The 21716-nt window shown below is 39.0% G+C and carries 22 protein-coding genes; 16 read left to right on the forward strand and 6 right to left on the reverse strand.

Translation table 11 applies throughout. The features are described 5' to 3' along the window. Positions 1 to 8: 8 nt before the first annotated feature. The 6 genes from KTI78_RS06765 (at position 9) to ychF (ending at position 6396) form a co-directional block, all read left to right on the forward strand. Entirely contained in the window at positions 9 to 1232 is a 1224-nt protein-coding gene (locus KTI78_RS06765; protein WP_262445606.1) for an SfnB family sulfur acquisition oxidoreductase, read from the forward strand. Further along, positions 1232 to 2644: an LLM class flavin-dependent oxidoreductase gene (locus KTI78_RS06770; protein WP_262445607.1), complete on the forward strand. Its 1413-nt coding sequence runs from the start codon at positions 1232 to 1234 to the stop codon at positions 2642 to 2644. Before KTI78_RS06765 ends, KTI78_RS06770 begins: the two co-directional genes overlap by 1 nt. Positions 2645 to 2658: 14 nt before the next feature. Further along, positions 2659 to 3489: a MetQ/NlpA family ABC transporter substrate-binding protein gene (locus KTI78_RS06775; RefSeq protein WP_262445608.1), complete on the forward strand. Its 831-nt coding sequence runs from the start codon at positions 2659 to 2661 to the stop codon at positions 3487 to 3489. Between the two features lie 5 nt (positions 3490 to 3494). After that, positions 3495 to 4571, forward strand: coding sequence for a methionine ABC transporter ATP-binding protein (locus tag KTI78_RS06780; RefSeq protein WP_262445609.1), 1077 nt, complete (start codon positions 3495 to 3497; stop codon positions 4569 to 4571). Further along, positions 4552 to 5211 (forward strand): methionine ABC transporter permease, encoded by a 660-nt coding sequence (locus KTI78_RS06785; protein ID WP_262445610.1) that lies wholly within the window; start codon positions 4552 to 4554, stop codon positions 5209 to 5211. The genes KTI78_RS06780 and KTI78_RS06785 overlap by 20 nt, the downstream gene beginning before the upstream one ends. Positions 5212 to 5304: 93 nt before the next feature. Beyond that, positions 5305 to 6396: a redox-regulated ATPase YchF gene (ychF, locus tag KTI78_RS06790; RefSeq protein WP_004642544.1), complete on the forward strand. Its 1092-nt coding sequence runs from the start codon at positions 5305 to 5307 to the stop codon at positions 6394 to 6396. Between the two features lie 46 nt (positions 6397 to 6442). On the opposite strand, the gene KTI78_RS06795 is transcribed toward ychF, so the two are convergent. Further along, positions 6443 to 6964, reverse strand: a complete 522-nt coding sequence (locus tag KTI78_RS06795) for a DUF962 domain-containing protein (protein ID WP_224991726.1) — start codon at positions 6962 to 6964, stop codon at positions 6443 to 6445. Positions 6965 to 7056: 92 nt separating this feature from the next. Between KTI78_RS06795 and KTI78_RS06800 the strand changes: the two genes are divergently transcribed. Further along, positions 7057 to 7764 carry a Crp/Fnr family transcriptional regulator gene (locus tag KTI78_RS06800; RefSeq protein WP_262445611.1) on the forward strand — a complete coding sequence of 236 codons (708 nt, stop codon included), beginning with the start codon at positions 7057 to 7059 and terminating at the stop codon, positions 7762 to 7764. A gap of 171 nt (positions 7765 to 7935) precedes the next feature. Next, entirely contained in the window at positions 7936 to 8271 is a 336-nt protein-coding gene (locus KTI78_RS06805; RefSeq protein ID WP_016141273.1) for a hypothetical protein, read from the forward strand. 72 nt (positions 8272 to 8343) lie between these two features. Here the strand turns inward: KTI78_RS06805 and KTI78_RS06810 are convergent, their stop codons facing one another. Then, positions 8344 to 8814, reverse strand: a complete 471-nt coding sequence (locus KTI78_RS06810) for a hypothetical protein (protein WP_025470320.1) — start codon at positions 8812 to 8814, stop codon at positions 8344 to 8346. Between the two features lie 121 nt (positions 8815 to 8935). Here KTI78_RS06810 and KTI78_RS06815 point away from each other — a divergent pair, with 121 nt between their 5' ends. From KTI78_RS06815 to dapC, 6 genes are all read left to right on the forward strand, one after another. Further along, on the forward strand, positions 8936 to 9658 hold the full coding sequence (locus KTI78_RS06815) for an AzlC family ABC transporter permease (protein WP_224992014.1): 723 nt from the start codon (positions 8936 to 8938) through the stop codon (positions 9656 to 9658). A 1-nt stretch (position 9659) separates the two neighbouring features. Then, a complete protein-coding gene (gene ygaH / locus KTI78_RS06820; protein ID WP_057105800.1) occupies positions 9660 to 10001 on the forward strand; it encodes an L-valine transporter subunit YgaH in 342 nt (113 codons plus the stop codon). Between the two features lie 131 nt (positions 10002 to 10132). Then, positions 10133 to 10522 (forward strand): tautomerase family protein, encoded by a 390-nt coding sequence (locus KTI78_RS06825; RefSeq protein WP_016141277.1) that lies wholly within the window; start codon positions 10133 to 10135, stop codon positions 10520 to 10522. Between the two features lie 102 nt (positions 10523 to 10624). After that, on the forward strand, positions 10625 to 11842 hold the full coding sequence (purT, locus tag KTI78_RS06830; RefSeq protein WP_262445612.1) for a formate-dependent phosphoribosylglycinamide formyltransferase: 1218 nt from the start codon (positions 10625 to 10627) through the stop codon (positions 11840 to 11842). Between the two features lie 27 nt (positions 11843 to 11869). Continuing rightward, complete coding sequence (glnD, locus tag KTI78_RS06835; RefSeq protein WP_224991722.1) at positions 11870 to 14533, forward strand: [protein-PII] uridylyltransferase; 2664 nt, start codon at positions 11870 to 11872, stop codon at positions 14531 to 14533. A gap of 25 nt (positions 14534 to 14558) precedes the next feature. After that, entirely contained in the window at positions 14559 to 15728 is a 1170-nt protein-coding gene (dapC, locus tag KTI78_RS06840; protein WP_057077514.1) for a succinyldiaminopimelate transaminase, read from the forward strand. Positions 15729 to 15784: 56 nt separating this feature from the next. Here the strand turns inward: dapC and KTI78_RS06845 are convergent, their stop codons facing one another. From KTI78_RS06845 to msrB, 4 genes are all read right to left on the reverse strand, one after another. After that, positions 15785 to 16417 (reverse strand): LysE family translocator, encoded by a 633-nt coding sequence (locus tag KTI78_RS06845; protein ID WP_224991721.1) that lies wholly within the window; start codon positions 16415 to 16417, stop codon positions 15785 to 15787. Positions 16418 to 16481: 64 nt separating this feature from the next. Continuing rightward, on the reverse strand, positions 16482 to 17318 hold the full coding sequence (locus KTI78_RS06850) for an AraC family transcriptional regulator (RefSeq protein WP_224991720.1): 837 nt from the start codon (positions 17316 to 17318) through the stop codon (positions 16482 to 16484). Positions 17319 to 17326: 8 nt separating this feature from the next. After that, positions 17327 to 17812: a glutathione peroxidase gene (locus KTI78_RS06855; protein WP_016141283.1), complete on the reverse strand. Its 486-nt coding sequence runs from the start codon at positions 17810 to 17812 to the stop codon at positions 17327 to 17329. Continuing rightward, on the reverse strand, positions 17809 to 18228 hold the full coding sequence (gene msrB / locus KTI78_RS06860; protein WP_016141284.1) for a peptide-methionine (R)-S-oxide reductase MsrB: 420 nt from the start codon (positions 18226 to 18228) through the stop codon (positions 17809 to 17811). The genes KTI78_RS06855 and msrB overlap by 4 nt, the downstream gene beginning before the upstream one ends. A gap of 240 nt (positions 18229 to 18468) precedes the next feature. On the opposite strand from msrB, the gene KTI78_RS06865 reads away from it, so the two are divergent. Together KTI78_RS06865 and KTI78_RS06870 are read left to right on the forward strand one after the other, a co-directional pair. After that, on the forward strand, positions 18469 to 19899 hold the full coding sequence (locus tag KTI78_RS06865; protein ID WP_239976780.1) for a pyridoxal phosphate-dependent aminotransferase: 1431 nt from the start codon (positions 18469 to 18471) through the stop codon (positions 19897 to 19899). Between the two features lie 474 nt (positions 19900 to 20373). After that, positions 20374 to 21681: a dicarboxylate/amino acid:cation symporter gene (locus tag KTI78_RS06870; RefSeq protein WP_262445613.1), complete on the forward strand. Its 1308-nt coding sequence runs from the start codon at positions 20374 to 20376 to the stop codon at positions 21679 to 21681. The last annotated feature ends 35 nt before the right edge of the window (positions 21682 to 21716 follow it).

Here is a 21716-nt window from a genome sequence, read left to right on the forward strand (position 1 = left end):
AAATTGTCATGACTTCATATCAATCGGTTCAAACAAAACAAACATCGGCATCAAACCATGCACACATTATTCAAAATGATGCTGAAGCTTTAGAAGTTGCAAAACAGTTTGCTGAGCAATTAAAAAAAACCGCAGTTGAGCGAGACGCTAAGCGAATTTTACCCTATACCGAAATCGATGCATTGAGCCAGTCTGGCCTATGGGCAATTACAGTGCCAAAGCAATATGGCGGTGCCGAAGTTTCCAGTCATACTGTTGCTAAAGTGATTGCACTTTTAAGCGGTGCAGATGGTTCAATCGGACAAATTCCACAAAACCATTTCTATGCCTTAGAAGTATTGCGCAATACAGGTACAAAAGCTCAAAAACAACGTTTATATGGCGAAGTGTTAAATGGCACTCGCTTTGGTAACGCACTTGCAGAGTTTAAAACTAAAACTTCAACTCATAAACAAACCAATATCCGTCCTCATGAAAATGGTTATCTCATTCAGGGTGAAAAGTTTTATTGCACAGGAAGTTTATTTGCTCACCGTATTCCAACCTTGGTTTTAGATGATGCAGGCCGAGAATATCTAGCCTTTGTAAAAAGTGGTTCACAAGGATTGAAACTTGTTGATGATTGGTCTGGTTTTGGACAGAAAACCACAGGTAGCGGAACGGTTAAATTTGATCAGGTTTTTGTCGATGCAGATGATGTCATTCCTTTTGATACTGCATTTTTACAACCAACCTTAGTGGGTCCTTTTGCGCAAATTATGCATGCATCAATTGAGGTAGGCATTGCACGTGCAGCCTTTGAAGAAAATTTGCAAAGAGTGCATCAAGCTCGCCCATGGATTGATTCAAATGTAGAAACTGCAAACCAAGATCCTTTAACGATTTATGAATTAGGACGCATTGCCGTAGATGTACGAGCAAGTGAAGTGTTATTAAAACAGGCAGCTCAATCAATTGATGCCGCAAAAATTGAAACCACACCTGAAAGCATTGCAAAAGCATCCATCGATGTTGCCAAAGTACGTGCTCATAGTACTGATATCGCACTCAAAGCATCGTCTAAGCTGATTGAACTTGCAGGGAGCCGTGGTAGTCAGTCACAAGACGGCTTAGACCGTTTCTGGCGAAATGCACGTGTGCATACGTTACATGATGCCGCACGATGGAAATATTACTTTATTGGGAACTATGTTCTTAACGGTGTTCTACCACCTCGTCGGGGGACATTGTAATGGCAGATTTCAAAGCAAAAGAGATTTTATTAAACGCCTTTGACATGAACTGTGTTGGACATATCAATCATGGCTTATGGACACATCCACGTGATGAATCTCACCGCTTTAATGAACTGAGCTATTGGACAGAACAAGCCAAAACTCTAGAAAGTGGTTTATTTGACGGTTTGTTTATTGCCGATATTACAGGTGTGTATGACGTCTATCAAAACGGTATTGATCTGACTTTAAAAGAGTCTATTCAGCTTCCAAGCCATGATCCATCTACACTCATTTCAGCTATGGCGGCAGTCACTCAAAATTTAAGTTTTGGGGTCACTGTGAACTTAAGCTATGAGCATCCGTATCAATTTGCCCGCCGCTTTGCGAGTCTTGACCATTTAACTCAAGGTCGTATTGGCTGGAATATCGTGACAGGTTATCTAGATAGTGCGGAACGCTTAATTGGTCAAAAAGGTTTAAAAGACCACGATGCTCGCTATGAACAAGCTGAAGAATTTTTAGAGCTTTGCTATAAATATTGGGAAGGTTCATGGGAAAACGACGCCGTTAAAAAAGATAAAGTACAGCGTGTTTTTACAGATCCATCTAAAGTTCACACCATTCACCACCACGGAAAATATTACCAAAGTGAAGGTGTGTTTCAGGTGTCTCCTTCCGTGCAACGCACCCCAACACTGTTTCAAGCAGGTGCTTCACCAAAAGGCATGCAGTTTGCGACTCGCCATGCTGAATGTGTATTTATTGGCGGTGACAAACCCGAAAAAATACGCGAACAGGTGAAAAAGATTCGTGCTCTTGCAGAACAGCAAGGCCGTTCAGCGGATGATATTAAAGTCTTTGTCGGTATAACCGTTGTTGTTGCCGAAACACATGATCTCGCTGTACAGAAACTTAATGAATATCGTCAGTATGCAAGTCCTGAAGCAGGCTTAGCGCATTATGCGAGTTCAACTGGTATCGACTTAAGTAAATTTGCCGACGATGAAGCGATTCCTTACCAAAAAAGTAACAGTATTGTTTCGATTACCGAAAAATTTAAAGAGCAACAAATCACAAAAAATGACTTAAAAGCTCAGCATGTTTTAGGTGGTCGTTATCCCCTCATCGTGGGTAGTGGCGAAGAAGTTGCTGAATATTTAATTCATCTTTTAGATGAGACCGATATTGATGGCTTTAATTTGACACGTACAGTTGCACCCGAGTCTCACCACGACTTTATTCGCTTGGTTATTCCTGAGCTACAACAACGTGGTCGCTATAAAACTGCATATAAAACGGGTTCACTGCGGAACAAAATTTTTAATCGGGGTGATCAATTACCAAAACAACACCCTGTTCAAGCGTTCCGATGTAGTCCCTATAACAACAGCAAAAACTTAACAAAAATTGAAGAAATAACTGCCTAAATTTGGAGATAGACATGGCTCAAACAGCCTCTAAAAAATGGCTAGGCGTAGGCTTAGTCGTTGTAGTCCTTTTTGTTGCTTTATTCTTTTGGAATAAACACCGTCAAAGTGGCTCAAATGAACTTGTGATTGGCATTAGCCCGCCATTTGCAAAAACCTTACAAGCCGTTGCCGATGAAGCAAAGCAACAAGGTTTAAATGTAAAACTGGTTGAGTTTTCTGACTGGAATACACCAAACATTACTTTAAATCATGGGGATATTGATGCGAACTTTTTCCAGCATCAACCATTCTTAGACAATGCGATTAAAGAAACTGGCTTTAAATTAAAGGCATTTGCAGTGGGTGCAGCATCACATGTGGGACTTTATTCAAAGAAATATAAAAGCCTTGATGAATTGCCACAAAACGCACGTGTAGTCATTCCAAATGATCCTGTGAACCAAGGTCGTGCCCTACTACTTTTACAACAAGCTAAATTAATTACGCTTAAAGATTCAAACAATCATTTATCTGCACTTAAAGATGTTATTTCAAACCCTAAAAACTTGCAATTCATTGAGGTTGAAGGACCACAGACTGCCCGTGCAATTGATGATGTTGATTTGGCTTTTGGCTACCCACATTACTTACGCTTAGCAAAAACTGCTGACCCTGATAGTGCGCTTTTACTTGATGACAATACCAATAAACGTTACGCAATTTTGTTTGTGGTACGTGATGACTATCAGGATAAGGGCGACAAACTAAAGAAATTTGTTGAGATCTATCAAAACTCGCCAAAAGTTAAAGCTGTGTTAGATGCTGAGATTGGGCCAAAACTTTGGTTTCCTGGCTGGAAATAAGGAGAATGACGATGGTGAGTTTTGGATCACAAGTTGATTTTTCTCTACCCCATATCAAAATTCGTGGTTTAAATAAGTTTTACCAATCGCAGAGTCAAGAACTGCATGCTTTAAAAGAGATTAACCTTGATATTCCCCAAGGTAAGATTTTAGGCATTATTGGTAAAAGTGGTGCGGGAAAATCTTCCCTACTCCGCACTTTAAATGGCTTAGAACAAGTGAATACAGGCAGTATTCATATTCATCAACAAAACATTGCTGAATTGAGTCATTCCGAGCTTATTCAAACTCGCCAGCGTATTGGAATGATTTTCCAACATTTCAATTTGATGTCTGCAAAAACGGTCTGGGAAAATGTGGCTTTGCCCTTAAAAGTTTCCAATTACAACAAAGCAGATATCAACCAACGTGTAAATGAAGTCCTTGCCCTCGTAGGTCTTGCAGATAAGTCTGGCTATTATCCATCACAACTTTCAGGTGGGCAAAAGCAACGTGTCGGTATTGCACGTGCACTTGTTCATCACCCTGAAATTTTACTTTGTGATGAAGCAACCTCAGCACTCGACCCTGAAAGTACCGCCACTATTTTGGCTTTACTTAAAAAGATTAATCAGGAACTTGGTCTAACGATTGTACTCATTACTCATGAAATGCAGGTTATTCGAGAAATATGCGATCAAGTCGTGGTGATTGATCAAGGTGAAATTGTAGAGGCAGGACAAGTCTGGTCCGTATTTTCACGACCAGAACAGCAAATTACCCAAGAATTATTAAACCTTGAGCAGATCACTCTGCCTTTTAAAATCAGTCCTCTACCTGATGAAAACTCGACTCATATTATTGTAAAACTGAAATATGAAGCTGAAGCACATCTGGTTCCAGATATTCAAGAATTACTTGCTAGATTTAAAGCACCCGTCAATTTATATCAAAGTCAGGTCGATACCATTCAAGGGCACATTATTGGCTCACTTTTAGTTGGTATTCCTAACGTAGAAATTGATCTTTCATCTATACGACAAGACGCATCAACTGCAATTGCACAATTTGAGGTACTTGGCTATGCACGACCAGCTCATTGATTTATTAATTACTGGAACTGTAGATACCTTACTCATGGTAGGTGCATCTGCATTTATTGCTTTTTTAATTGGCTTACCCATTGCTGTTATTTTAGTCAGCACTTCTGAGCACGGCATTCACCCGTCACAAAAGATTAATCAGGCTTTGGGTTGGGTAATCAACATTACTCGCTCTGTACCCTTTCTAATTTTAATGGTTGCACTGATTCCGCTTACTCGCTGGATTGTGGGTACAAGTTACGGGGTTTGGGCTGCCGTTGTTCCATTGACCATTGCAGCAATTCCCTTCTTTGCACGTATTGCAGAAGTCAGTTTACGCGAAGTCGACCAAGGCTTAATTGAAGCTGCACAAGCCATGGGTTGTAACCGTAAACAAATAATTTGGCATGTACTTTTACCAGAGGCTTTACCTGGAATTATTGCAGGCTTTACCGTGACTATTGTAACTATGATTAACTCCTCTGCGATTGCTGGTGCTATTGGTGCAGGTGGCCTAGGGGACATTGCTTATCGTTATGGTTATCAACGTTTTGATATGCAAATTATGTTGGCTGTAATTTTTGTGCTCATTGTTTTAGTCATGTTGGTACAAGCAACTGGCGATGCATTAGCCCAGCAACTTGATAAACGTAAAGTTTAAACGCAATACAACCCTGCTCTAGCCATGACTTTGTCATGGCTTTCATGTAAAATCAGCGACAATTTTTAATTTACACATTTGTGAGTGGTTTTCATGGGTTTTAATTGCGGTATTGTTGGTCTGCCAAACGTAGGGAAATCTACCCTTTTCAATGCATTAACGAAAGCAGCGATTGCAGCGGAAAACTTCCCTTTCTGTACCATTGAACCAAACACAGGTATTGTTCCTGTACCAGATCCACGCCTAGACAAACTTGCTGCGATTGTTAAACCACAGCGTATTTTGCCAACTACAATGGAATTTGTGGACATTGCAGGTCTTGTTGCTGGTGCATCAAAAGGTGAAGGCTTAGGCAACCAATTCCTTGCTAACATCCGTGAAACTGATGCGATTGCTCATGTTGTACGTTGTTTCGAAGACGAAAACGTAATTCACGTAAATGGTAAAATTGATCCATTAGACGACATCGCAACTATTAATACCGAACTTGCGCTTGCCGATCTTGAAACTGTTGCTAAAGCAATTTTACGTTTAACTAAAGTTGCTAAAGGCGGTGACAAAGAAGCTGTAGCAACTAAAGCTGTTTTAGAAAAAATCCAACCATTACTAGACGAAGGTAAACCAGCTCGCGCGGCTGATTTGTCTGATGATGAACGTAAATTAGTTCGTGGTTTTGGTTTAATGACTTTAAAACCAACTATGTATATTGCAAACGTTGCAGAAGATGGTTTTGAAAACAATCCGCACTTAGACGCAGTAAAAAAACTTGCTGCGGAAGAAAACGCAATTGTTGTTCCACTTTGCAACCAAATCGAAGCTGAAATTTCATTATTAGAAGATGAAGATCGTGCTGAGTTCCTAGAAGCAATGGGCATGGAAGAACCGGGCTTAAATGTGGTTATTCGTGCAGGTTATGCACTTTTAGGTTTACAGACTTATTTCACTGCAGGTGTACAAGAAGTACGTGCATGGACAGTAAAAGTTGGTGCAACTGCTCCTCAAGCTGCTGGTGTTATTCATACTGACTTCGAAAAAGGCTTTATCCGTGCTGAAGTTGTTGCATATGATGACTTCGTACAATACAACGGTGAAAACGGCGCTAAAGAAGCTGGTAAATGGCGTTTAGAAGGTAAAACTTACGTTGTTCAAGATGGCGATGTAATGCACTTCCGTTTTAACGTATAAGTTAAAGCTCAAAAAAAAGCCCCAATATGTTGGGGCTTTTTTATATTTAATGGTTTACATCCATCATCTCTCGTTTACTGCGCGCCTCTTGTAAAATACGCGCATGCAAAGGCTTTCTAAAACCTAACATAAATATAAATTCTGCCAATACAAATAATGGCCCTATCGCAAGTCCTATCACATCATCAACAAAAGCTGGCTTTTTCTTTTCGAAATAATGTCCCACAAATTGAAAGACCCAACCCACCACAAAGAAACCAATACTTGCCGCTAACCATTGTCCTAAAGGTAACTGGGAAATTTGGCTCGCCAGTGGATACACAGCGACTAACAGAACGAGCATGAGTAAGCCAAATACTTTATCTAAAATAAAATAATAGATGGTACTAGCTGCAATCAGCCCCATGGCTAAAGTAAGCTTAAAACTACCAATATCAATGCCTGCTCTTGCGGTTAAACACAAAATTGAAAACACGATGAGAGGAATACCAATAAAATGCGTCAAAATATTTTTATGATTTAAATGATAAGCCGCATATTTGCTAAGCTGTTGCTCCAGATTTGACATGAGTTATTCCCTATTCACTTACATATAGTGATACTGTACATATAAGGAAAACTTAAAGTTGTCAGCTATTTGACAAAGTAAAGAATTTTTTCATGGATGACCGGATATTGGACCTAATTTATATTAACCGACTAAAAGAAAACACATGGTTTAGTGTGCTTCCAGAAACATTCCAAAACTTTATTTTAGAACATGGCAAGCAAATCACCTTTGAGAAAAATAGCTATGTTTTCCATGCTCAAGATGTATTTGATGGCATTTATACCGTACTTGAAGGCTCAATTAGCTTGGGTTATGTCGATGTAAACGGTAATGAAGCTCTTTCTGCTATTGCTGAGCCGATTATGTGGTTTGGTGAAATATCATTGATTGACCATGAGCCGCGTTCACATGACGCAATTGCTTTGAAAAAAAGTAGAGTACTGCACGTTCCCGCAAAACCTTTAAATGAACTACTCAAAGAAAATCCCTATTATTGGTACTACTTTGCATGTTTAACCAGCCAAAAACTCAGGTATGTTTTCTTAGAACAGATTGCGATACAAACACGCAGTATTTCTCAAAGGCTGGCTCAACGTCTTCTGTTCATTTTAGAAGGATATGGCAATCATATTGTTATTCAAGATCGTCAAATTCATATTTCTCAAGAACAGTTGGCAAATATGCTGACCACATCTAGGCAAACGATCAATCATGAACTGAACCTACTCGAAAAGCAAAAGATCATCAAAATTGCTTTTAGAAAAATTGAGATTTTAGATATTGAGAGATTGAAAGGAGTTGCTCAAGCACAATCCTAATTTTTTAAAAGCGGCTAAATAATAAAAACTTAAAATTAAATTAAAAAATTAGATAACACTGCAAAACAACACATTGTTCAAACTCTATTTCCACAAAATAAATGTGTTAAAGCAGATATTTTCACCCTACACTCAAGCTGAGCAATAATACTCAACAAGGCGCTGATTAACATGAAAAAATTATCAACAATTCTTACAGCAGGTGTATTGGCTATGTTAAGTGTTTCGGCATTTGCATGTCCTAAAGGAACTCAACTACAAGGTGGTACAGGACCAAATCATAAAGGTGGAAAATGTGTAGCAGTACATGGAAAAGCTACCGCTCAAAAAGTGAAGAAAGAAGCAGCTAAAACTAAACAGGATGTAAAAAAAGATTTAACTACGCAAAAACATGACGCAATGACCAGTGCGACTCATGCACAACATGAATCACATCAAATGACTCACCAAATGAAGCAAGATGCTGTAAAAACTGCAAACACAGCTAAAGCTGCAACAAAACCGTAATTAACATTCACCTATTATCGTTTAAAGCAAAAAAGCGAGATTGATCATCTCGCTTTTTTATATGTATAGGCTTTATTTAGGAGATGTGTTTCCTAAATTCGGATTTTCAATCGCTTCCTTACACTGCTGTTTATCACGCTCATAATCTGCCTGTTTTTGAGCAACCGAACTATTATTTTCAAGCGTTTCGCGCGCCCATACATCTAGACTCGTTAAAGCTTTACGGCAAAGCGCATATTTTCCTTCAGTGACCGAATCTGTCATTTTTACATTGATACGCCAGTCTGTACTTAATTGACGTAACGGTTTACGAACTTTGTCATCGATTTGGCTAAGCTGCTTTTCATAAACTAAATGCTCAACCGTGTTAATTAATGTCCATGCTTTTTGAGCATAAACAGTTGCATCATTGGTTAGTTTCGGTGCTGGCTTAATTTCTACTTTTTTTTCTGCACCTTGATTACCATTATCACAGCCCTGCAATGTAAAAATACCTGCACACATCATGGCGATATAAACTAAACGAATCTTTGCCTTGAACATATCAAACTGCCGATTAAACATTTCGGCACTATGCTATTAAATTCGGCTACAATACTCAATCTTTCAAGTATTTTTATCATTTGGTTTATTGCCAAGGTGTATTGTGTCCGAACAACAATTGATGCCTGCCCAAACGGCAACTTTTTGGCAAGGCGCCAAAGATAGCCAAGCTATCGTACTCACCTATTTACCCGTTTCTTTTGCCTTTGGCGTTTCTGCCTCTCAATTCGGTTTTACACCATGGGAAGCTTTTTTTCTATCTTGCTCAATGTATGCTGGCGCTAGCCAATTTTTGGTTGTTGCACTTTTGGCTAGTGGTTCATCCATCTGGCTAACAGCATTAACAGTTATTGCCCTCGATATTCGCCATGTCCTTTATGGACCTGCTCTATACAACTTGATTCCCAATAAATTAAATCTTAAGAAAACGGCAGTGTGGGCTTGGGGCTTAACGGATGAAGTTTTTGCCAGCGGAATGATCCAACTGTCGCAGCGCAGACAGCAATGGTCTGAGTCATGGATGCTGGGTTTAAGTCTATTTAGTTGGATGGCTTGGGCAACCGGTTCTTTGTTAGGCGGATTATTTGCAGATCAGGTCTCTCATCTTCCAAAGTTTTTACAAGCAGCTTTAGATTTCTTATTACCTGCTTTATTTTTAAGCTTTTTATTAGCGGCCTTTGAGCGAAAGCATAGCCTTGTTGTTGCTGTATCGTTATTAGTTTCAGCCTTGGCCTGTTATTGGATTAACTTATCAGCGGCTATCTTTATTGGTATTCTTTCAGGCATTTTAGCTGGTCTGTTTAAACACTACGTGCTGAAACAGCATGATGAGGTTGAGGTTTAATATGAACCTAGAAATTATTCTGGTAGGCATTATTGTGGGTATTGCCAACTTTGCTTCACGTTTCGGGCCATTTTTTGTAATACAAAAATTACAGGGTTCGCAGCAAAGACGCGGCTCAGTCTGGATCAAAATTGCTTTAGGAAGTATTGGTATCTCTGCAATTAGCGCTATGCTTGTGGTTGCAACTCTTCCACCACTCCTTGAAACGCCAGATAAAAGCTTAGCGATGCTGATCGGTTTTTTAGTTTTAGCAGGTCTTTATTTTAAATTTAAGAAAATCGTACCAGCAACTTTAACTGCTGCAATTGTTTATGGCCTCATCTATACATATTTACCTTTATAAATAGATAAACTGATCTTCCTTATATAAAATAAAACCTAGCCAGAAGTATTTAAGATTGAAACTTCTGGCTTGAAAAATCTAATTTTTGAATTGATTAAAAAGATAACCTTAGCTACTTAATAGAGATAAAAATGTCACAAGTTAAAATTTACGCAAATGAACAAACCATTATGCAGTATCGAGAACTGCTTTCTCATGCAATCCATCAAGCACTTATTGAAGAATTGAAATATCCTGTTGAGAAAAGATTTCAACGTTTTATTAGCCTTAAACCAGGGAACTTCATTTACCCTTCTGACCGAAGCCAACATTATATTATTATCGAGCTTTCAATGTTTGCAGGCCGCAGTCCAGCGACTAAAAAACAACTCATTCAAACTCTATTTCGCAATATTCAAGAACAATGCAAAATTGCACCTCAAGATATCGAAATCACTATTTTTGAAACACCTAAGGAAAATTGGGGCATCCGTGGTAAAAATGGAGATGAGTTGCTCTTAAACTATCAAGTGAATATCTAAAAAGTACATTTTTAATTGTCCGACAAAATTACTTTTTTTATGCGTTATAAGGCTTAACTCAACCATAAGTTCTGCTATGCTTAAAAAAATAATTTTGTCAGGATGATTCGCATGAGCGTGACACTCGGTACCCCACTTCAATCTTCTGCTTTTAAAGTTTTATTGTTAGGTTCAGGAGAGCTTGGCAAAGAAGTTGTAATTTCCTTACAACGCCTTGGTGTAGAAGTACATGCAGCCGACCGTTATGATCATGCACCAGCCATGCAAGTTGCACATTACTCTTATGTGCTCAACATGGCCGATCCAACTGAGTTAAAACAGCTCATCGAAAAAATTAAACCGAATTTAATTGTCCCTGAAATTGAAGCAATTGCGACAGAAGTTTTACTTGAAATTGAAGCAAGCCAAACCGCAACTGTGATTCCTTCTGCTAAAGCTGTAAATCTCACCATGAACCGTGAAGGCATTCGTCGTCTTGCGGCTGAAGAGCTTGGTTTACCTACTTCTGCTTATCGTTTTGCTGACTCTCTAGAAAGTTTCCGTGCTGCTTGTGATGATATTGGTTATCCAAACTTTGTAAAACCAGTCATGTCATCTTCAGGGAAAGGTCAGTCTCGTGTGAAAAGCTTTGACGAGGTCGATGCTGCTTGGGAATATGCGATGCAAGGTGGCCGGGTTAACCAAGGCACGGTCATTATTGAATCTCAAATTGACTTTGATTTTGAAATTACCTTACTTACAGTTCGTGCTAAAAACCCTGAAACTGGTGAAATCGAAACTCATTACTGTGATCCAATTGGTCACCGCCAAGATGCCGGTGATTATGTAGAAAGCTGGCAACCTCAGCCCATGACTGCGGCTGCACTTGAAGAAGCAAAACGTATTGCAAATAAAGTGACAACAGCACTGGGTGGTTGTGGTATTTTTGGTGTAGAGCTGTTTATTAAAGGCGATAAGGTCTGGTTCAGTGAAGTTTCACCTCGCCCACACGACACTGGCCTCGTAACACTAGCATCGCAATTTCAAAGCGAATTTGAGTTACATGCCCGTGCGATTTTAGGTTTACCTGTGAATACATCGCGCCATAGTGTAGCTGCAAGTGCAGTGATTTATGCGGGTGTAGATGCCAACAATTTAAGCTTTAGCGGTTTAAATACAGCATTAGCCAATCCAGATACTGACCTACGATTGTTTGGTAAGCCAGAAGGTTTCAAACGCCGTCGTATGGGTGTCGCAACGGCACGTGCAGAAAACACCGATCTTGCTCGTACTTTAGCGAAAGAAACCGCTGATCAAGTAAGCGTAAAAACCAACTCTTAATATTTATTTATTGGTAGACCCATTTTCATGATCAATACATCGCCATTGTTGAACTACGTTACAAGCCATCATGATATTAAAGCCATTAATCAGTGGCGAACGGATGTAGAAAAGCAATTGCAAGATTCATATGAAAATGGGCAATCTATTCGGGATGTAATTAAAGCGCGCTCAGACCTCGTTGATGAAGCACTGATCTTTTTATGGAAACATGCCGAACTAGACCAGACTGGACTCGGCTTATTTGCGGTAGGTGGTTATGGGCGACGTGAAATGTTGCCCTATTCTGACGTTGATATCATGATTTTATCGGAACATGAAATTAACGAAGAAAATGAAAAACGCATCTCTACATTTATTTCTTCTTTGTGGGATGTGGGTAATTTCAAACCCGGTATTAGCGTTCGCACCATTCAAAGCTGTGTTGAACAAGCCGCGACCGATTTAACCGTTGCAACCACTTTAATTGAAGCGCGATTAATTACGGGTAATAGTCAGCTTGCGAAATGGCCTCGCCGTATCGTTTCGCAAACATGGACAGATAAAACATTCTATGACGCAAAAATGGCAGAGCAAGCCAAGCGTTATCACCAACACAATAATACTGAAAGTAATTTAGAACCTGACATTAAAAATGCACCGGGTGGTATCCGTGACATTAACCAGATTGGCTGGATTGCTAAACGCCACTTCCGAGTAAACCGTATTTATGACTTAGTGCATTTAGGTTTCATTTCAGAGTTTGAACTTGCAGTTTTAGAAGAAGCTGAAAGTTTTCTTTGGGAAATCCGTCACCATTTACACCGTTTAGCCAAACGTGATGAAAACCGTTTGCTCTTTGACCACCAAAGAGAGATCGCCGCTAAATTTGGGTATGTGCGCCAAGAAGGTCAACCTGTAAATTACGGTGTTGAACAGTTCATGAAACGCTACTACCGTACGGCGCAACAGGTTTCAACCCTCAATGAAATGCTACTGGCGTATTTTAGCGAATCGGTTATTACCCCTCGATTACCAAACTACGAACGCAAAATTGAAGAAGTTAATAATCATTTTAAAATTGTCGACAATAAACTTGCGGTACAACATCATAAAATATTCGCAGAACATCCAAGCGCAATTTTAGAGCTGTTCTATATTTTAGCCAATCGACCAGATATTGAAGGCATTCGCGCTCGAACTTTGCGCTTACTCATTCTTGCTGCGAAACGGATTAACCAAAGTTATCGTGATAACCCTGAGCATCAAGCACTATTTATGTCGATTATTCGCTCACCGTATCGTCTATACGATACCTTGGTCGCGATGAAACGATATGGTGTTTTAGGAAACTACATCCCTGCTTTTGGCCAAATTATGGGTCTTATGCAATATGACCTATTCCATATCTATACAGTCGATGCTCACACATTATTATTACTTCGCAATTTAAACCGCTTTAGAGAACCCGAATTCGCTAAAGAATTCCCTGTGGTAAGTTCTGTTTTCCAACGTCTTGCCCGTCAAGATATTGTGTTTATTGCTGCTTTATTCCATGACATTGCAAAAGGTCGCGGTGGTGACCATAGTGAACTTGGTGCAGAAGATGCTATTGAGTTTGGACGTGCACATGGCTTTACAGAACGTGAATGCAAATTAATTGCATGGCTCATTCAAAACCATTTACTCATGTCTTTAACAGCTCAGAAAAAAGATATTTCTGATCCGGATGTTGTTAAAGATTTCGCTGAAAAACTTGGTGATATGGAGCATCTTGATTATCTATACACCTTAACAGTTGCCGATATTAATGCGACAAATCCAAAACTTTGGAATACATGGCGCGCCTCTCTCATGCGTCAACTTTATACGCATGCTCGTGATGTAATCCGTACTGGATTAGGTCGTCCTGTTGATTATCAAATGCTGATTGAAGATACCAAATTTGCAGCCAGTGAATTATTGGTAAATAACTTCTCATTGGCAGATGTCGAAAAAGTATGGCAAGAACTTGGTGATGAATACTTCATTAAAGAATCGGCAGATGAAATTGCATGGCACACACAAGCCATTTTAAAACATGGCGATAATCCTGAGCCATTAGTCCTCTTGCGTGCTCACCGTAAAGCAGCTCAAGATGCAGTACAAATCTTTATTTATACACGCGATCAACCTAACCTGTTTGCCACCACTGTTGCTGTTTTAGACCGAATGAACTTAGACGTTCAGGACGCAAAAATTATCACAGCAAGTACAGCTTTTAGCTTAGACACCTATGTTGTACTTGATCGTTTCGGTACATTACTTACTGACCCAGAACGTGAAGAAACGGTTAAAAATGCATTAGTGAAGGCACTTAGCCAACCAGATCAATACCCGGGGCTCATGCAGCGCCGTATTCCACGTCAATTACGTCACTTTGATATTGAAAATACAGTCGATGTAACATTGAATGAAGCGTTACAGCAAAATATGGTCGAAATTTCAACACTCGATCATCCCGGCCTACTTGCACGCGTGGGTGGTTTATTTATGATGCAAGGTTTAGACATCCATTCAGCTCGAATCGCAACTTTAGGTGAACGTGCCGAAGATATTTTCTTTGTCACCAAAAAGGATGGAAAACCGCTGAATAACGAAGAGGTCAAACTCTTCTCGGAAAAACTGAAAGCTGCATTAGATGAAGCATCTAATCAAATTTGTCAGCACTGAAACTCAACTACTTGGTAACTGTTTAATGAACTCTAGCTTGTCGTTATTACATCCGTATCCATTTGAAAAGTTAAACCAACTTTTTAAGGATACTACTCCTGCCAACCTTCCCTTGATTCCTCTATCAATTGGCGAACCGAAGCATCCAGCACCAGAGTTTGTTAAACAGGCTATTATTGATAACTTTAACCATCTATCAACTTACCCAAACAGCAAAGGCTTACCTGAGCTTCGCCAAAGCATTGCAGATTGGTTAACCAAGCGCTTTAAACTTAACAGTATTAGTGCTGAAAATCACATCTTGCCCGTTTCTGGTACTCGTGAAGGTATTTTCTCTTTTGTACAGGCGTTAATTAATCGTGAAGATGCACCTTATGTGGTGATGCCAAACCCGTTTTATCAAATTTACGAAGGTGCCGCATTACTTGCTGGTGCAAAGCCCTACTTCATTAATTGCACTGAAGAAAATGGTTACTTAGGCGACTTTGATGCTGTACCAGCCGAAGTTTGGGAAAAGACAGCTCTTCTTTTTGTATGCACACCGGGTAACCCAACAGGTACGGTACTTTCTAAAGAACAATTCAAAAAGCTGATTGCCTTATCTGATCAATATAATTTTGTTATTGCTTCCGATGAGTGCTATTCAGAACTTTGGTTCGACCAAGCACCTACTGGTCTATTAGAAGTTTGTGCTGAACTTGGTCGTGATGACTATAAGAACTGTATCGTTTTCCATTCACTTTCAAAACGCTCAAATTTACCGGGTCTACGCTCAGGTTTTGTAGCGGGTGATGCTGAACTATTAAAACCATATTTGCAATACCGTACCTATCACGGCGCGGCAATGCCTGTTCAACATCAGCTTGCATCAATTGCAGCATGGAATGACGAAAATCATGTTGAAGAAAACCGTAAGCAATATCGTGCAAAATTTGACTTATTTCAATCAGAGCTAGGTCATTTGCTTCCATTACAAAAGCCAGACGCTGGTTTTTATTACTGGTTAAAAGTCGATAATGATGAAACTTTTGCCAAAATGCTTATGGAAAAAGCACACATTAAAGTTTTACCGGGTCGTTATTTATCTCGTGATACCGAGCAAGGTAACCCAGGCGCCAACCATGTACGCATGGCTTTAGTGGCAGACTTAGCACAATGTGAAGAAGTGGTTAAACGCTTAAAAGCGATTCTGTAAGCGTCTTCTTACCAGTTGTACAGCCTTTTCTCAGGTCGTACAACTGGGCTATAACACTATTTATATGTAATCAAAAGTACAGCAAAAATAATAAAAGCGATACCAGAACAATAGTATAAACCTGTCGCAGAGCGCTTAATTTTGTCTAAAACTCGTCCCTGAGCAAGTAGTTTAACCAATAAGATATTCCAGATTAAAACCACTCCGACCATCCATATACTCATGAGCAATTTTTGAAATAAGCTAAAATCCTTTTGAATAAGCAGCATTAAACTGCTGTAGAACATTATATTTTTAGGATTTAGAAGACTGGACTGCAAACCCAAAGCTAAGCTTTTAATCTTACTTTTATAACTGGACTCTTGTTTAACCAAAATATTTTCTTCAACCGTCATATTTACGTTAGCACCTTGGGCTGCTTTAAAACAAAGAAAACTCAGATAAGCTAAATATCCAGCCCCCATCCATTTAAGTACTAAAAGAATGGTTGTACTTAAATTGCCAAGCATCATAAATCCAAATAGACAAACCATTAAGATCAAGGCATTGCCCAAGGTAACTCCTAAAACAACACCATAGGTATAACGGCGACCTTTTTGCAAAAGACTAGTAAGAATAAGAAAAAAATCTGGACCTGGAGATAACAACGCTAAAAAATGGGTAAAGGCAATAACCAAAAAAACTTCCATAACGATTTCATCTTTAAAACTGTATGGAATAGCTTAAAAATAGAGAAAATTAATTTCTTGTAAATTATTGCGCGGCTGCAAGTTGGAACTGACGAGGAGTGATTCCTGTATGCGCTTTGAAAGCTTTATGAAAATGGCTCTGATCACTAAAACCTAAATTTATTGCCAATTCTACGAGTGAAATTCCTTGTTTCAACTGGGCTCTAGCTTGATTAATTTTTAAATTAATTTGAAATGCATGTGGTGTTAGGCCAACATTGGCTTTAAATAAACGAATGATTGCATATCGGCTCAGGCCTACCTGCTCAGCAAGCGCTTCTAAAGAAATAAATCGCTCTGACAATTTAATAATATTAATTAAGTCCAAGAAATCTTCATACAAATATTGAGTTTTCTGTATTTCTTCTAATATGAAATGAGGGAGTAATAATTGAGTAAGGCAATAAATCAATGATTGTTCTTTTTCAATAATTAACTTTTGAGGGTCGAATAAAGTCTCATTCATATCAGAAAAAGCCTGATATAAAGACTCATCTTTTATAATAAGGGGTCTATGCTGGGGTAAATTTAAATCAAAGCCCTCTTTTTGAAACTCTGTAAACCATTGCTTAAGCCATGAGATATCCAAATGTAGCATCTGGTAGCTCCAAGCTTGATCTGGCAAAGGATTACATGAATGCTCAATATGTGCCGGTACAATAACCAAAGTACCAGCACTAATCTTTTGGGACGTACCAAATGAGCTTTGAAAAACGCTATTCCCTTCATCGATAGCCCCAATAGAAAAGGTTGGGTGACTATGTGACTTATAACATGTTCGGCTAAAACAAGACCTTCTAGTTTCAACATAAGGCATTCGCCCATCTTGCCAAAACTCAAAGGCTGGAGGAATAGCGCTCATTTAAACGATTAACTCGCCAATGCTTTTTCAATGTCAGCTTCTAAAGCTTCTGGTTTAGTCGTAGGTGCATAGCGATTTAGAACAGCACCATCTTTACCTACCAAAAATTTGGTGAAGTTCCACTTAATACTACTACTGCCTAAAATACCTTTAGCTTCACGTGTTAAATATCTGAAAATCACGTGGGCTTCCGGGCCTTTTACATCAACTTTAGCAAACATGGGAAATTTCACCCCATAGTTACGCTGACAAAAACTACCGATTTCTTTATTAGTTCCCGGATCCTGCCCACCAAACTGATTGCAGGGAAAACCTAAAATTTCTAATCCTTGATCTTTATATTTTTCATAAAGCTTTTCAAGACCAGCAAATTGTGGTGTAAAACCACATTTACTTGCAGTATTTACAATTAGTAAAACTTTACCTTTGTAATCAGCCAATTGCTTAACTTCACCCTCTAATAGCTCAGCTTCAAACTGATAAATATTACTCATGGATAGGTTTCCTCATCATTTTTTTCTTGTGTTTTCAGTTGTAATGATGCCGAGTTTACACAATAGCGCAAACCAGTCGGCTGTGGTCCATCTTCAAATACATGCCCTAAATGAGCCTCGCAATCATGACAAACTATTTCCGTTCTGACCATACCATGCGTTAAATCTTCATGTTCATCAATGACAGCACCATTGATCGGACGAAAGAAACTTGGCCAGCCGCACCCGCTGTCATATTTTGTATCTGATGAGAACAATTCTGCACCGCAGCAACGGCATACATATGTACCATGTTGCTTCGTATTCCAGTATTGCCCCGTAAATGCTGGTTCAGTGCCCTTTTGTCGCGTTATCCGATATTCTTCAGGTGATAACTCTCTTTGCCATTCTCGGTCTGTTTTATTAACTTTTCCCATGACCTGCACCTTTTATTCTGATGTAAACATAAATTGATAAACGTATTTTATATTTACGCCATTCATCAAAAAAACACTAGTCTCTGAACGTAAAAATTGTTGGAATTTAAACATCTAAGCTACAGAAAGCAAAAAGTAAGCAAAATATAAAAACAAAAGTAAGCAAATTTACATTTTATTTTCTTTCAAGGAAGCAAAGATGGTGCTATTCTTGTGTGGCACGGTTGTACAGGACAAAACATGTCTCAGAAAAAAAGTGTGCTTTTCCAGCAACTATTACCTGTTATCAAACAGTATCAACAATCGGGTTTTACCCACGAAAAAATTGTTGAACTATTGAGAGATCAACATGATCTGAATTTGGTAACAGTTAAAACATTTAAAAGTTATTTATACCGATATGCAAAAGTGAATCCAGCTATGTCTAAAAATACTGCTACTCTCCAATCTATGCCAACTTCTCGAGAAATTAAAAAATCATCGAAGCTTGAGCATGTTTGCTATGACATTCGCGGACCAGTATTGCGAGCCGCCAATGAAATGGAAGAGCAAGGACATAAAATTATTAAGCTGAATATCGGCAACCCTGCTCCATTTGGCTTTGAAGCACCACAAGAAATTATTAATGACGTTGCTTTAAACCTGCCAAATGCGATTGGTTATGTAGATTCAAAAGGTATCTTTCCGGCACGTAAAGCGATCTGCCAGTACTACCAGCAAAAAGGTATCTTAAATATGCACGTTAATGACGTGTATGTGGGTAACGGTGTGTCTGAACTCATCGTCATGGCTATGCAAGGCCTATTAGATGACGGAGATGAAATGCTTATTCCAATGCCGGATTATCCGCTCTGGACAGCAGCAGTTAATCTTTCAGGTGGTACAGCAATTCACTATAAATGTGATGAAGAAAATAGCTGGTATCCGGATATTGCTGATATTGAAAGTAAAATTACTCCGAGTACTCGTGGTATTGTCATCATTAACCCGAATAACCCGACTGGTTCAGTTTACCCACGTCATATTCTTGAACAGATTGTAGCGCTTGCGAAAAAATACGATCTAATTTTATTTGCCGATGAAATTTACGACAAAATTATTTATGACGGTATTGAACATGTTTCAGTAGCATCATTAGCGGGCGACCAGCTTTGTGTATCTTTTAACGGCCTATCAAAAGCTTATCGTATTGCAGGCTTCCGCTCAGGTTGGATGGCAATCACTGGCGATAAAAGCCGTGCTGCCGACTATATCGAAGGTTTAGACATGTTGGCATCAATGCGTCTATGTGCAAACGTTCAAGCTCAATATGCAATCCAAACTGCCCTAGGCGGTTATCAATCTATTAATGACTTGATCCGTCCCGGTGGCCGTTTATACGAGCAACGTAATATCGCCTGGGAAATGCTTAATGAGATTCCTGGGGTGAGCTGTGTAAAACCAGATGGAGCAATGTACTGTTTCCCACGCCTCGATCCAAACATCTACCCAATCGAAGATGATGAAAAATTAATGCTTGATTTGCTGCGCGCAGAGAAAGTTTTATTGGTTCAAGGTACGGGCTTTAACTGGCCAACACCCGATCATTTCCGTGTGGTTTTCCTACCTGCCGAAAATGAATTACGTGAAGCAATTACACGACTAGGCCGTTTCTTAGCCAACCGTCGTTAAAAAAAATGCATAATAAAAAAGGCATCTTAAACTAGGTGCCTTTTTTATAATTCTGGTTTATTCATTTTTGTAAAAGAAGAATCACAGATCTTCTCCACACCTTACTCTCCAAAAATAAGATATTGAAGTTAAAATATTTTTGTACACCTATTCATTTTTTTAAGTGTAAAAGATAGTGCACGTTTTTATCCATATATTTTTTACCATACGTTCAAAATTACTTATATTCTGTTAACTTAGCCAATTTTTATTATGCAAAAAATGCATGGTACAATATATTTTTGCATTTCACACTGCTTCAAAATCGAGCAACAATCCCTCTCCATAACAACATCGCCATATTCGATTCGGTTAAAACAGATACAGATCTAGGAAGATAAAATCGTTAAAACGACCGGACTGAACTAACAAGGAAAGCTTTCAATTATCCAAATCCCATCAAAGGATGATTGAATCAAATGGATAGAGGTTCATATGAAGCAAAAGAAATTGCTCAAGTATATTGTTATTGCTATTTTACTTGGCGTACTAACAGGTTGGATTTGTCACCACTTCTTCAATGAAGGTGAACAACTCAAACAGATCGCTTCTTATTTCAATATTGGTACAGACATCTTTTTACGTCTTATCAAAATGATTATTGCTCCATTGGTATTTGCCACAATTGTTTCGGGCATTGTCTCAATGGGAAAATCAACATCAATCGGCAGTATTACTGTTAAGTCGATGACTTGGTTCATTACCGCCTCGTTTGTATCGCTTGCGATCGGCATGGGCTTAGCAAACTTTTTCCAACCTGGTGCGGCTCTAGATTTAGCATTACCAACAGCTCAGCAATTGAGTGGCGCTTCTCTTCCAACAACGAGTGGTTTTACCCTGCAATCATTCATCAGCCATGTGTTCCCTCGCAGCATTGCAGAAGCAATGGCAAATAATGATATTTTACAGGTCCTTGTTTTCTCTATTTTCTTTGGTTCAGCTCTCGCTTTTGTAAATCAAGGCAAAGAAAAAGATTCAGTGATTATTCGTTTGACTGATGAACTAAGCAAGATCATGTTCCGCATTACCGATTACGTCATGATGTTTGCACCTGTAGCAGTATTTGCAGCAATCGCTTCAGCAATTACAGTACAAGGTTTAGGCTTGATTGTTGATTATGGCATCTTAATCGCAGAGTTCTACTTCGGTCTTTTATTACTGTGGATCATCTTATTCTCTGTCGGTGCAATCGTACTTAAAAAAGATATCTTTCGCTTAGGCAAATTAATTCGTGAACCTGTAACGCTCGCTTTTGCTACAGCTTCAAGCGAATCAGCCTACCCTAAAGTAATGAATGCACTAAATAAGTTTGGTGTGCCTAAGAAAGTAACGAGCTTCGTATTACCTTTAGGCTATTCCTTTAACCTAGATGGTTCAATGATGTACACCACGTTTGCAGTACTCTTTATTGCTCAAGCGTACAACATTGATCTTAGCTTTACTCAACAAATCTTAATTTTGTTAACTCTCATGGTAACAAGTAAAGGTATTGCAGGTGTTTCACGAGCTTCAATTGTCGTTATTTCAGCAACACTCACCATGTTCCACTTGCCTGAAGCTGGCATCCTTTTATTGCTCGGTATCGATCAGTTCCTTGATATGGGCCGTACTGCAACAAATGTAGTAGGTAACAGTATTGCGACCGCAGTTGTTGCCAAGCTTGAAGGCGACAAAGTGACCGATACTGAAGAATTACCAAAATCTGTATTAATTAAATCAACTCAAGAACAAACGATCGCTTAAGTTTCTCTTTTCTCCCACTCTCCCAACTTAAGAGC

The sequence above is a fragment of the Acinetobacter sp. WU_MDCI_Abxe161 genome (genome assembly GCF_025514355.1).
GTDB lineage: Bacteria > Pseudomonadota > Gammaproteobacteria > Pseudomonadales > Moraxellaceae > Acinetobacter > Acinetobacter pittii_E.